Raw genomic sequence first — 13,448 nt, forward strand, 5'->3', positions numbered from 1 at the left:
CATACAATACAGTGAAACTCCCTTCAGTGATAGGCTCATGGCCTGAGATACATGGGGAAAACCAGAATAAAAAAAGGGTGATTTTCTTGCCGGCCATCGTAGGAGTCGTTCAAGTCATCAACGTCGGTAGCAGTGGAATTGTCCATATTGGCGACGTCTTTAAAATTAGTCCATATGCCACTTCAAAAACGTTTGCAGGTGCTGGCTCGTTTAATACGGGTGAATCCATATCCCTTTATAATGCCTATAGCACCACAAATACAAATGATACTGATGGTGTTGATCAGCCACTGGTCTTAAATCTCTAATGTTTTTAAGAAAGGAGTCAGCATGATCTTCAATATTCACCAGACCATACAAATCAATATGATAAAAATTGAAAGCATCGCCAATTCATCCGTTTTTCAAATAGGAAGTGCCGGAGTGATTAAACCATATTCCACATTAGCCAATACCGGTGGATTCACAGAGCCAGCTCCCGAAATTGAAGCTGATGTAATCCCATTACCCAGTTTCGTCCCATTTACATCCTCCTAGTTCATAGGCATTCACCTACATCCAACTTTTTCATATACTGTCATATATGAAATTAACTTATTGTGAAGGTGAGGTGTTGAATCGTGAATCAGGATCTATATTCATATTCCATACAAATGCAGCGTTTTCTTGAAGCCCAGGATAAACGGATCATGAAACTTGAACACGAACTCAAACGCCTGACAGATGAACTTGCCGAGCTGAAAAATAAACCGCCAATCCATGTAGATAAAATTGAATATAAATTCGATCAGTTAAAAGTCGAATCTCTAGATGGAACATTGAATATCGGTTTAAATCCAACTGACCTTAACAACATAGATGAATTTGCCGTCAACAACCAACCTGTTCAGCCTGCCCCTAACCTATTTCCAGGCAGGGAAATCGTCGTCCAGGAAATTCACAACGATATCCTTTCAGACTTGGAAAATATGATCACCGATGCTGAAAACCAACTGAAAACATCATTGGAACCCTCATATCATGACTTCATTAAGCAAGATGTCGAACGCCAGCTTCATCAACGCATCAATATGTATTTCGATAATCTTTCTTACGCGGAACGTGCTCCGCAGCAAAGGGAGAATATCAAGGAAAAGATCAGGGAAAAGGTGAAATCCGATATTCAAACTGCATTATTACAATTCATTACCCATTCACAAGCCGAGACAGGAGGAAATCCAAATGGAGTTTAATGTAACCAATCATCAGCTTTGTGTAGGAGATATCAAAATTACCGGTGTAGCAAGCTCTGCTTTATTTCTCATAGGGGATGTACAAACGGTCCAACTATCCTCAGCATTCGATACCCCACCGGAATCCCTGATCATCGGGCCATCCGTACCGCTTACACCAGAAGGATAAAAAACATGTTTTCAAGAATATCAAAAGTAAAATCTATATTTTCCGACACGGTATCATTCAGCTCCGCCATGCAAATCGGGGATACCTCATATATTGACGGGAATTCCCTGGCTTTAGCCGTTCAAAAGAAAAGTGAAACTTTCCACTCAGTCGATATTCATTTCGAAGACTATGACATTTTTAAGAGACCATTTTATATCCCAAGATTGAACGAACCAGTCATATCAAGTTTTTCAAATCCGAATCCCTTCATACGGGTCGGCAATATCAATATAATCGGGGTATCATCCTCATCTGTGGTTGGTGTGGGGAACGTAGGCCATGCACGCATGGAATCAAGAGTGAAACATATTCGGGAGATTCCTAAAGAAAACGAAGAGACGCCAATCGAAGATTCGACCAACAACACTTAAACTTTTAAAGGAGGGGTTCATATGCCCGCCATTATCGGCCCGGTTCAAGTATTTAATGTCGCGCAAGGAAACCTGTTATTCGGTGATTGCGCAGTCATTTCCCCTAAGTCTTCCTCCAAATCCGTTAGCGGATCCGGCTCAGGGAACACGGCTGCAATCGTTTTTACGGCCAATGGCCTGAACGGTAGCAATGTCCTTGATGTCAATGGGGTCGACCAGCCCATTACAGGGAATAATTAGTTATAGAAAAAGCCTCCCATTTCCAAGGAGGCTTTTAAACTGTAGACAAACTCGATAATAATTGAGTTTGTCTACAGTTTTTTTAGTTTTTACAATTTGACCGTTGATTTCCACTCTAGGCACTCGCTTTCCGCGGACGATCCGGAAGCCTCCTCGGCGCCTTTGCGCCTGCGGGGTCTCCCTTGGACACGTTTTCCCCGCAGGAGTCTCGAACACCCGCTCCATTCAACTTTGTTTTAACATTTAGATAGTACTCCTTTTGCCTACAATCTTTTTTGTTTTCAAATAGTAGGACTAAATCTTGAGGTGATAAGGATGCTTTCTAATCATGATTCGATTAAGCGAGATCAACTGTTGCCGCCATCAGACCATTTGGTTGGTAAATTGAGACAGCGATTGATTTTCTCTTTCAGTTTTGACTTGGTGAAAGATATGTATTCAGAGGTAGGTAGCCCAAGTTTGATCCAGTTATTTTATAAACTAAAAGCCTCCCATCTCCAGGGAGGCTTTTAATTTCGGACTATTTTTCTAACATGTTGAATACTTGCTCGACATCTTTGTCTCCCCTGCCTGATAAATTAACGATCAGTATATCAGCCCTTGTTAACTCTTTTGCGAGCTTCATGGCGTGAGCTAGGGCATGTGAGCTTTCGAGAGCTGGAATGATTCCTTCTGTTTTGGATAATACCTGAAAAGCCTCCAGAGCTTCTTCCCCTTTTACCGTCACATACTCCGCTCGTCCGCTTTCTTTCAAAAAACTATGCTCGGGCCCCACGCTCGGGTAATCCAAACCTGCAGCTATAGAGAATGTTGGTTTTGGTTCTCCTTGTTCATCCACTAACGTCAAACTTTTGAATCCATGCAATACTGCCGGGACACCTTGCGAAATACTTGGGGCTTCAATCGGTTCTACACCAATTAAACGGACATTTTCTTCATCGAGATAATGAGCAAAAGCACCGATCGCATTACTTCCCCCTCCTGCACAAGCAATGATGGCAGTTGGTAGTTTTCCTTCCTTTTCAAGGATTTGGCGTTTTGATTCTTCACTTATGATTGATTGGAAATGCTTAACGATCGTTGGATATGGGTGTGGCCCCACTGCTGAACCAAGCAAGTAAAAAGTATTTTCATAGTTTTGCACCAAGTCATTCAATGCCTCATCAACAGCATCCTTCAATCGACCCTGTCCCTTTTCGACAGCTACGACTTTTGCCCCCAGCAATTCCATCCGAAAGACATTCAATGCCTGCCTCTCCGTATCCAGCTTACCCATATAGATCACACACTCCATGCCAAACATCGCACATGCTGTCGCAGTCGCCACACCATGCTGTCCTGCTCCTGTTTCTGCGATGATGCGTTTAGCACCCCTTCGTTTAGCGAGCAGGATTTGTCCAATCGCATTATTAATTTTATGAGCACCTGTATGATTCAGATCTTCACGCTTCAAGTATATTTTTGCCCCGCCAACCTTTTCCGTTAAATTCTTTGCAAGTGTTAACGGGTTTTCGCGTCCGACATATTCTTTCAGATAATATCGGAACTCCTCAATGAATTCCGGGTCATCCTTATATTTCAGGAATTCCGTTTCTAAAATATCCATAACTTCCTGAAGTTCACCCGGTATAAAGCTTCCACCGAACTCACCAAAGTATCCCTTGCTCTTGATCTCACTCGTCATACTCTTCTCTACTCCTTTAAAAAGGTATTTTTCTCCACTAGTATATAGTAAGCATTTACACCTTTTCAAACTATTCTGTTTATTCAACCGAAAAGAAGCGTCCCACATCAATGGGACACTCCTTCTCTCTTATACTTCCAATAAATGCGAGCCGTCAAAGAAAAACAAGTAACGGCCGGTTACCTCCTTATTCATTATTCCTTCAACAGCCCTCGTATAAAGCTGAAGCTGCATCTGGTATCGATCGGCAAGAATCCCTTTAGCCCCTTCGTACCCGCTTGCAAAACGGCCGGTGATCGTATCCGTTTTATAGTCGAGAAGCACAAGACCTTGTTCATCCTCAAAGATACAATCAATCACCCCTTGGATAAGGACTTCTTCATCTCCAGCTGTCCAATCGCTGTAAGCTTCCTTTGCAGGCAGCGACATCGTAAATGGCACTTCACGGCGAATGCTTTCGGCCCTCTGCATTCTTTGGCCGATTTCACTATCGAAGAAATCGACGATCGTCTCCGGATCCACAGCTTCTTTCTGTTCCTCCGTCAACAGCTCACGTTGAATCAGATCAATGATCAGTTGCTGAATCGATTGAATGGTAATCTCTTTAGATAGATCAATATGCTGCATGACTAAATGTGTAATCGTACCCCTTTCAGCAGGAGTCAGTGACTTTTCTTGCATGAAAGTCGGCCGCTTCGTGATAGGCCGCTTAAATTTACGCAACAGCTCTGTGGAGCTTTGCTCGTCCTTGAGTTCATATTGACGTTTTAATTCAGAAACGGATTGCTTGGAACGATACACCGTCGCCTCATGCTCGGGGTACTCCCATTCCAGCTGTTCCTTGATATCATCATAAAACTCGGAAACGATGCCGACCTTCTCCGATTTCTGGACATGTTCAAGCATTTGCTCTTGAACCAGTGCCTCTTCCTCATCCAGAACAGCAAGCTCTTCACTTGGAATGACGGAAATGGACCACTTCGATGGATGCGACTCCATTTCCAGGCCAAGACCTGCAGCACCAAGAGAATCCCGATGTCGGACAAGGGATGGACCAATCCAATCAAGATAACTTTTTGCACCTGCCCGTACATAGTCCTTCAATAGCCAATCTCCATGTGCCGCATTACTTTCCCAGTTCTGCTGCGTTTTTTCTGCATCATTGATACTGGCAATCAAATAAAGCTTTTCCTTAGCCCTTGTTAGCGCCACGTAGAGGACACGCATCTCCTCGGCAATTAATTCAAGCTGCTTTTTTTTCTTAAAAGCCAATTGAGGGAGGGATGGATAAGTTATCCGTAATTCGGAATTCACATACTTTGCCGCAAAGCCATAATCTTTATCCAGTAAATAGGACTTTCGTAAATCCATCATATTGAATTGCTTGGAAAGACCTGCAATGAACACGATCGGGAACTCAAGCCCCTTTGACGAGTGAATTGTCATCAGCCGGACTACATCTTCCTGTTCCCCTAAAGCTCGAGCTGCCCCTAAATCATCTCCACGTTCTTGCATCCTTTCTATGAACCGCAAGAAACGGAACAGACCGCGGAAAGAACTTGCTTCATATTGCCTTGCCCTGTCATACAGCGCTCGTAAATTGGCCTGACGCTGTTTGCCGCCCGGCATCCCACCTGCAAAATCATAAAACTGCGTTTCGCGGTATAGGAGCCAGATTAGATCTGATAATGCCTCCTGCCTGGCAAGCTTCCGCCACTTCACTAGTTTTTTATAAAATGCAGAGGCTTTTTCATAAAGCCCCGGATGTTCTTCAGGGTCACTCTTTCTGTAAAAATCAGCTAGTGCTTCGTAATAGCTTCCTGTATGGAATAAACGCACCTTTGACATCTCTTCTTCATCCAACCCGACGATAGGTGAACGGAGAACGGAAGCCAATGGGATATCCTGTTGCGGATTATCAATCACCTTCAATAAGGAAATCATGATGGCCACTTCGGTCGCTTCAAAATACCCCGTGGATAAATTAGCATATACTGGAATTCCCTGCTTTTTAAATTCCTCCATGATTTGCGGTGCCCATGGCATTGAACGAAGAAGAATGACCATGTCCCGATAAGTGGCAGATCGGTACCTTTTGGTTTTCGTATCATATATCCGATGCTTTTCGCTTATAGCCTTTTTAATGAGCTTGGCCATCTGCCTTGCTTCGAGCTGCGCTTTTTCAAGCTCCTCGGCCTCAAATCCGCCATCATATCCTTCCATTTCCGAATGAGCTTCAGGATCGGCTGCTCCATCAATTAAATGGAGTTCGATCGGGTATGGATCGTCTTCGGGATATGGGGCACCTTTTTTCAATTGGGCATCTTCATCATAATCAATCTCACCGACTGTAATGCCCATCAACTGTTGAAACAAGAAATTGGTCCCATCAAGAACTTCCTTTCGGCTCCGGAAATTGCGGTTTAAATCAATTTTCAGTCCGGAATCAACACCGTCATGGGTAAATCGTGTGTATTTTCCAAGGAAGAGATTCGGTTCTGCAAGCCGGAACCGGTAAATGGACTGCTTGACATCGCCTACCATGAAAAGATTCCCATCATATTCTCCGTCAGCCGTCACCAATTTTAAGATCGATTCCTGAACCAGGTTCGTGTCCTGGTATTCATCCACTAGTACCTCTTTGAACTGGTTCCTGTATTCGATGGCTGCCGCTGAAGGTTTTCGTTCACCATCCACCGTTTCCCCTGTCAAAATTTGAAGACAATAATGTTCCAAATCGGCGAAATCCACCAAGTTCTTTTCTGCTTTTGCAGCAAAGAATCTTTCGTCAAACCGTTTAACAAGCATTACAAGTGTATCGACATAACCCTTAAGCTCCCTTATATCCCGCAGGTAGCTTTCCGGTTTCCGGGAAAATAACTCTTCCTGTAACGATTTGATGATCTTCTTGGCCTTATCCCGGTACTTAGTAGCCTCATCAGCCACTTCCTTGATAAAATCTACACCGGTAAGGCGTTTTGCCGTCCCGAATTTCACGTTTTGGATTTCCTCATAAAGTGCATTCCAGGATTGGTACTTCACTTCCGAAAGTTTAGCAACCAGTGCAAGATCGGCTAGATAGTTCTCAGCCCTTGGAGCCGGCCCCCCAGGGGTTTTTGTCAACGCAAGCGAGCGTTCCAATAAATCCCTAGCCGTGTCCAATTGTAAACCAATATCGAACTTCAATGAATCGATAAACGAAAGATCATCAATCCCATCATCATCTGCCAGCTCATACATGCTGGCGGCACCATCGAGCCATCGGTCCGGGTTTGGATTCGATTGCGAAAAATCATGCAGCGACCGAACGATATTCTGAAGTGCATCATCATTTCGATCGCTTGTGAAAGCATCGACCAAATTAAAGAACTCTTCGTTATCACTTTGGCCATACTGCTCCTCGAAAAGCTCTTCCATCACTTCATCACGGAGCAGCTGGATCTCCGTTGAATCTGCAATCCGGAAGCCTGGGTCGATATCCGTCAGATAATAATACTTCCTGATCACCTCTAGACAAAACGAATGGAGTGTGGAAATCGAGGCACGATTAATCAAGCTCAACTGCTTACGTAAATGCTGTGAATGCGGATTATCATCGATCGCTTTTTCTAATGCCTCACTTACCCGATGGCGCATTTCGGCAGCCGAGGCATTGGTAAATGTAACCACGAGCAGTTCATCAACATCGATTGGATCTTCTTCTGAAATGACTTTTTGAATGATCCGATTGACCAGTACCGCTGTTTTCCCTGAACCCGCAGCGGCCGCAACCAGGATGTCCTGATCTTTAGCCCATATTGCCTTCCATTGATCTTCCGTCCAAGTCACGTCTCCTGGCAGAGCAGGAATTTTCGTTTTACTCATCGCTCTCCCCCTCTCCCCTTAATAGCTCAAGAACGTCATTTTGTTTCTTCTGTGCCAAATTCCTGAATTGGTTCTCCTCCAGTGACTGGTCGAATTGGCATACAGATTTAAAGGAACAGAAGGTACACGGCGTTTTTTCCTTTAATTTGTATGGAGTAATATCCACATCACCATCGACCATTCGATCTCCAGCCTCCTGATAAATACGGCGCACATGATGATTCAGAAGCGAAAACTCCTCCCTGCTGGCAACTTTGGAAGCCGCCAGGAGCGATCCGTCCTTTTTAAATCCAGCTGGAATGATATCCGACTTACCCGAATTTTCAATATCAAGCGAGGTATCCATCAACTGAATGACATTTGAATGGTCCAGTACAAGTCCATTCATTTTAAAGCTTTTATAAATTTCTTCTTCAATTTTATCCAAACTGAGCATTCCCTTTGATTTGACAACGGGATTATGCACATGAAAATACAAAACTCCGGCTGGAATCGCTTCTTTTCCAATCAGCGACTTGGAATGGGTGACAACGATATCTAGGTATGTCAACATTTGCAGCGCTAGGCCATAATATACTTCACTCATGTTCAGTTCCTTTTCACTCGACTTATAATCGAGCACACGCAAATAGACACCCTCATCTTCTTCCGCTTTATCCACGCGATCGATCCGCCCGATCAATTCCATCTTCGTACCGTTTTTCAATGTGAAAGAAAGTGGCGGCAGCTCGCCATTTTTTCCGAATCCAAGTTCTAATCCGATCGGAGCAAAACCGCTCGCCTTTGCATGTTCACTTAATACGATCGAGGCACGTCCAATCACGTGTTCGAGTTTCCTGCGTAAATAGTGATGGCGGTTCGTACTTAACAAAATCTGATTTTGGAGTTTAGGAGCAAGTCTCTCCACAGCAATTCTGGCCAGCTCCAAGCATTGTTCCGGGGTCAATGTAGACCAAGGAATATCATGTTCCTTCAAGTAATCGGAAATCATTTTCAACGCTCCATGGAACATCTCGCCTATATCCGGGGCATCCAAACGGAAAATCTGCCTTTCCCTCAATTTCAAGCCATGAGCCGCATAATGGGAAAACGGGCAGCTATTGAACATTTCCATCCTAGATACACTCGTAAGAATGCTCTCACCGTATAATTGCTTACTTGTTTCCTCAGTTAATTTCTTTGTCCTATTTTGATAAAAAAGGCTCGATAAAACCTTAGTTGCTGAAGGACCGGCCATTTCATCATCAATAATGGCATTATATACATCCCACCATAGTGAATGGATTGGATAGTTCCTTTTCTTCAGCTGCAATTGGGCAGCCAGGTACGAAAGGGCCACATCATGATTCGCTGCATATTTCACCTGTTCCTCCGCAGACAGATCGGACGGATCGTTCATATAATACACATCGGAAACGTTAGGCAATACGTCCCTTACCCGTTTCAAATAGGATGAAGGTAAAAGCGCCTTCCCTTCCTCATCGGCAAGCGGATATGATAAATAAAGGGCCTCGGCAGGCGTAGTGAATGCTTTGTACGCTGTGAACTCCTCATCCAGCAGGCGCACTTTCGAACTTGGGGCAACATCAAGTCCACCAGCCAGCAGCACATCACGATCACTATCTGAAAATATCCCGTCAGATACAGCTTTTCCCGGCAGAACCCCTTCGTTCAAACCGATAACAAAAGCTGTCTTCACATCATCCAGGCGGGATAAATCTAGATTAGCGACTAATACTTGGTCAATTGCCGGCGGTACCAAAGAAAATTCAAGAGACTCCAGACCAGCTTCAATGATTACCGCAAACTGTTTCATGGAAAGCTCTTCCCCGCTCAGCAGTTCAACGAATTGGTCCAATAGGTCGACAACCGCATTCCATGTTTGCTCATGCTCTCTTGCCGATACCAAATCACCTGTTTCTTCTGCCTCCAGTTTCAGCTTTTCCAATTTTTCCGGTATATGCAATTCTTCAAGATATAGATAAAGGGCTTCACACAATTCCCTGCCATTAGCAGCCTTTTTAGCCCGTTTTGAGAGCCTCAAGATGGGCTCGGTAAATAATTGCTTCATTTCATTCAATTCTTGCTCAAGCATCATTTCCTTATCCGTTTGGTTCCGGTCCTCGAGTTCCAGACCGCGGAAGCGCCGGTAGGTCCAACGATCTTTGGACGTCCACCCGCTTCCTTTAATGCCGCGGGCCAGCACATAGTTTTCCAGCTTATCTACCTGTTCACGCATCCGGTCGTGGTTTTTTTGCAGCGGAAATAGAAGCTCCGTCTTGATTGCACGAAATACCGGTTCATAACGCCAATAGCCATTGATGATCTCCAAAGTCGAACGAATCAGTTCAATCAGAGGATGATTCAGCATCGTCCGTTTGGAATCGACGAACAAGGGAATTTGATAATCCCGAAAAACGGTTTGTAAAATATCTGCGTATGCTTCCCCGTTACGGACTAAAATCGCAATATCACGGAAACGGTGCTGTTTCTGTCTGACCAGCGACAAGATATCCCGGGCAACTCCTTCAATCTCAGCTCTGCGGTTAACTGCCTGGGCGATCGTTACATCAGGTGACTGCTCAAACGTTCGTGCAGGACGAATGGAAAAATAAGTTTCCAGATGATTCAGCCCCGGACTCTTTCCAAACCTTTCCGATCCTTTTAAGATTCGATCTTCTGAAATCGGTATGCCATTCCTCAATCCAGCCTGATATAGGTGATGATAAAGGTTTCCCGTTTGCCTGAACAATTGCAAATCATCCGGAGCATATTGCCTGTAGGGCTGATCTAACGTCAGCGAGATCGTTACACTCCTGCACAGCTTCATCATTTCTTCAACAATCAATAATTCCTGTGGAGTCAAGCTATAAAAACCATCAATATATATATCCGCATTCCTTATATATGAAGACTCTGACATTTTTTCAATCAGCAAAGTGAAATAATCTTCGGAGTCTAAATATTTATTGACCATTTCATCCTCAAAAGCCTGATAGACCAATTCAAGATCATGCAGTTTATCCTGAATGCCGCTGCCGGCCTGTGAGGTTTCAGCCAAATAGTTTTGAATGTCATCAGGTTGGATGCAATACTGCTTGAACTCAGCCAGCATTAGCTCCATCTGTGCAATGAACCCCTGCTTATCAGCAGATCGACTGAACATCTTTAACTCTTCCTTTTTATCATCCATGATCTTCCGTATCAGCATATTAACGCCAACACTGTCCAGATGCAGCCGGCTCATCCCCCCGGTTTCCTGAAGAACGCGCCAAGCAAGCCTGCTAAAACTGAAAACCTGTGTCCGGATCATTCCGGCAAGGCCTGGTGTTTTAATTAATTTATATTCAGATAGAAACGTCATCTGATCAGGAACGAGGTAGATAATTGGATTTCCTTCGGGATCTTCTGCCAATTTAGAGCGGATTTCGTCCAATATATTCGAAGTTTTCCCTGTACCCGATCTTCCCAGTAAAAAACGGAGTGACATCTCTTTTCCCCCTTACAACATAATATCTAGATCCATCATACCAGAAATACTTTCGTCTTTATGACTAGGTTTCTGTTTCCAATTAGATTTACTTTCTATTATTTTACCGTTTCCCTAAAAAAAACACCAACCGTACGTTCGCGTTTCCCCCAAAAGAAAAAGCCCGCATCTTACTCGGGCTTCCACAATCACTCACCTGTAAACTTAAAATTGAAATCATTGACCGGCCAATATCGAACATCCACTTTACCGACAACATTTTCTACCGGTATATAACCAAAGTGACGGCTGTCAGCACTTTCAAGACGATTGTCACCCATGACAAAAAGCTTGCCCTCCGGAACTTTGTTCATATCCGTCAATTCTTTTAATGTAAAATCACCTGTAAAATCCTGTCCTGGGAAACCTTCCTTGAATTTCTCAAGATAAGGCTCATCCACTTTCTCACCATTTACGTAAAGCCAATCATCTTTATAACGAATACGGTCACCTGCAACCCCTATAACCCGCTTAACATAATCTTCTTGTGAATTCGCATGAAAAACAATAATGTCAAAACGGTTGATATCATGAATCTGGTAATTGATTTTATTCACGACAAGTTTATTTCCATCTTCAAGGGTCGGCTGCATCGACTTTCCTTCAACATCATAGCTTGAAAAGAGAAATGTACGGATTAAGATGTAAATAACAAAAGCTATCATCGCTGGTTTTATCCAATCGGATAAAGAATTCTTGTTTGTTTTTTCCATCTAGTTCAACCCCTACTGCATTTATATATTAATTTATTGCCCTTCTTCTCTCTTCATGCTTTTATTTAACCGGACTTCCAGCCTTTTCCCCACATACCATAGGATAAAGATGACGATTCCGATAATGATCGTTCGCACAGGTTTATGAATCAATGATACTAAATCGTAACCTACGAAGCTGATCGTAAAAATCATCACCGCCTTCCCTCCAACTACTGCAAGTCCATATTGCAGGGTACTGACTTTTGAAAGTCCTGCCACGATATTAACGATAGCCGAAGGTGTAAAAGGGAAGCAGAGCAATATGAACAAAGGACCGAATCCATGGCTCTCAACCCATACCATCAACCTCTGCACCTGTTTATGTCTTTGCAAAAATCGGAACAACCTCATTTGACCATATCTTCTAATAATCCAAAAGATCAAAAAGGACCCCGCTACCGCACCAATCCAAGAAAATAAAAACCCCCACCAGAGGCCAAATGCCGTTGCATTGGCAAGCACGAACACCACTAAGGGCAAAAAAGGCATAAAAGCTTCCAGCATCGGCAGTAAGATTCCGGGAATTGGACCGAATGAGCGATATTGCTGAATAAGTGCCGATATATGATCAAGTGTAAACCACTCACGTATAGTATCCAAATCCATAATTATCTCCCTCGACATGCTGCCATCAAAGCAGCATAAACTTATTAAAAACCGTTTATTTTAGATATATCACTTTCCCCCGAAATTGCAAGAATTATTATCCATATATCTTCATACTTTCCCTATCTCCGGAAAACATAATCTTGTTAACGAATATTTCTAGATTTATCAAAACTGCTTGCATAACCACTGAAAATACATTAGGATAAAAACGGAACAAGTGTTCTTATTTTTGCAGGATATACATATTAGTATTAAAAACGCGCTATTTAGAAAGGGGCGGTCATGATGACCCGCATTCCAGAAGGTGACCGAAATATGATTGAAAAAGCCATCTACCTCCCTATGGTTATTACAGTCTTAAACCGGGATCTCAAGGTCATCGAAATTAGTCCGTTTAAATTAAAAAGGCCCTATTCGGAGCTGGTCGAACATATTTTAAAAGTGGTTCAAGACGAACTTGCCGAGGTACGGCGCTATTTGCGCAAAGAGAATATTAAAGTTAGTGAAATCAAACGCGATGAATCCTTCACGATGTATTGTTTTTTATATAAAGGATACGAGGAACATCATAATTATTTCAATCCCCGCCTTCGCAACAAAACCGAAGACTTGTTATGTTATTACTTTTTCGAAAAAAAACCCTCAAGGGATTAACGGGTTAAAAGGGAGCCTTCCGGAAGGATACAAATTCCCTTGGATGTAAAAAGGTTGACCATAAAAAAAGCATCGCACCTTTCCTGGCATAAAGGTAGGGGAGTCTTTCATGATCAAGATCGATTAGACTCGCTTACCTCCATTCCCCCTGTTTGAATATTCCATCACATCATAATTTAATTGGCTAGTTCAAACCAAGGCATAACCTATGTAATCAAGTGCATACTGAATATCCTTCTAACATTTAAGTTTTAAGTCCTTTAAATGAAAGTTAATTACATGCTCCATGACAAAGGTTG

The 13,448-nt window shown here is 43.1% G+C and carries 13 protein-coding genes; 8 read left to right on the forward strand and 5 right to left on the reverse strand.

Features of this window, described 5'->3' with window-relative positions; translation table 11 throughout:
• The first annotated feature begins 86 nt into the window (after window positions 1-86).
• The 7 genes from AC1DVB_RS03790 to AC1DVB_RS03820 all read left to right on the forward strand — a co-directional run bounded on the left by AC1DVB_RS03790 (window position 87) and on the right by AC1DVB_RS03820 (window position 2,567).
• A complete protein-coding gene (locus tag AC1DVB_RS03790; protein ID WP_106026617.1) occupies window positions 87-308 on the forward strand; it encodes a spore germination protein in 222 nt (73 codons plus the stop codon).
• 22 nt (window positions 309-330) lie between these two features.
• Complete coding sequence (locus tag AC1DVB_RS03795; protein WP_328119170.1) at window positions 331-537, forward strand: spore germination protein GerPB; 207 nt, start codon at window positions 331-333, stop codon at window positions 535-537.
• An 83-nt stretch (window positions 538-620) separates the two neighbouring features.
• Window positions 621-1,232: a spore germination protein GerPC gene (gerPC, locus tag AC1DVB_RS03800; RefSeq protein WP_057275826.1), complete on the forward strand. Its 612-nt coding sequence runs from the start codon at window positions 621-623 to the stop codon at window positions 1,230-1,232.
• Complete coding sequence (locus AC1DVB_RS03805) at window positions 1,222-1,401, forward strand: spore gernimation protein GerPD (RefSeq protein WP_106026619.1); 180 nt, start codon at window positions 1,222-1,224, stop codon at window positions 1,399-1,401. The genes gerPC and AC1DVB_RS03805 overlap by 11 nt, the downstream gene beginning before the upstream one ends.
• A 5-nt stretch (window positions 1,402-1,406) precedes the next feature.
• Window positions 1,407-1,814 carry a spore germination protein GerPE gene (locus AC1DVB_RS03810; RefSeq protein ID WP_454862108.1) on the forward strand — a complete coding sequence of 136 codons (408 nt, stop codon included), beginning with the start codon at window positions 1,407-1,409 and terminating at the stop codon, window positions 1,812-1,814.
• Window positions 1,815-1,835: 21 nt separating this feature from the next.
• Window positions 1,836-2,054, forward strand: a complete 219-nt coding sequence (locus tag AC1DVB_RS03815; RefSeq protein ID WP_095391926.1) for a spore germination protein — start codon at window positions 1,836-1,838, stop codon at window positions 2,052-2,054.
• Between the two features lie 315 nt (window positions 2,055-2,369).
• Window positions 2,370-2,567 carry a hypothetical protein gene (locus AC1DVB_RS03820; protein WP_454862107.1) on the forward strand — a complete coding sequence of 66 codons (198 nt, stop codon included), beginning with the start codon at window positions 2,370-2,372 and terminating at the stop codon, window positions 2,565-2,567.
• 7 nt (window positions 2,568-2,574) lie between these two features.
• Here AC1DVB_RS03820 and trpB read toward each other — a convergent pair whose 3' ends face one another.
• The 5 genes from trpB to AC1DVB_RS03845 form a co-directional block, all read right to left on the reverse strand.
• Entirely contained in the window at window positions 2,575-3,738 is a 1,164-nt protein-coding gene (gene trpB / locus AC1DVB_RS03825) for a tryptophan synthase subunit beta (protein ID WP_454862106.1), read from the reverse strand.
• Between the two features lie 129 nt (window positions 3,739-3,867).
• Window positions 3,868-7,602: a helicase-exonuclease AddAB subunit AddA gene (gene addA, locus AC1DVB_RS03830; RefSeq protein WP_477588216.1), complete on the reverse strand. Its 3,735-nt coding sequence runs from the start codon at window positions 7,600-7,602 to the stop codon at window positions 3,868-3,870.
• Window positions 7,595-11,092: a helicase-exonuclease AddAB subunit AddB gene (gene addB, locus AC1DVB_RS03835; protein ID WP_328118110.1), complete on the reverse strand. Its 3,498-nt coding sequence runs from the start codon at window positions 11,090-11,092 to the stop codon at window positions 7,595-7,597. Before addB ends, addA begins: the two co-directional genes overlap by 8 nt.
• A 188-nt stretch (window positions 11,093-11,280) precedes the next feature.
• Window positions 11,281-11,844 carry a signal peptidase I gene (lepB, locus tag AC1DVB_RS03840; RefSeq protein WP_328118109.1) on the reverse strand — a complete coding sequence of 188 codons (564 nt, stop codon included), beginning with the start codon at window positions 11,842-11,844 and terminating at the stop codon, window positions 11,281-11,283.
• A gap of 33 nt (window positions 11,845-11,877) precedes the next feature.
• Window positions 11,878-12,492 carry a TVP38/TMEM64 family protein gene (locus tag AC1DVB_RS03845; RefSeq protein ID WP_328118108.1) on the reverse strand — a complete coding sequence of 205 codons (615 nt, stop codon included), beginning with the start codon at window positions 12,490-12,492 and terminating at the stop codon, window positions 11,878-11,880.
• A 288-nt stretch (window positions 12,493-12,780) separates the two neighbouring features.
• Between AC1DVB_RS03845 and AC1DVB_RS03850 the strand changes: the two genes are divergently transcribed.
• Window positions 12,781-13,149 carry a YhjD family protein gene (locus AC1DVB_RS03850; protein WP_034314629.1) on the forward strand — a complete coding sequence of 123 codons (369 nt, stop codon included), beginning with the start codon at window positions 12,781-12,783 and terminating at the stop codon, window positions 13,147-13,149.
• Window positions 13,150-13,448: the final 299 nt, after the last annotated feature.

Source organism: Peribacillus sp. P4_D6 (assembly GCF_056401795.1).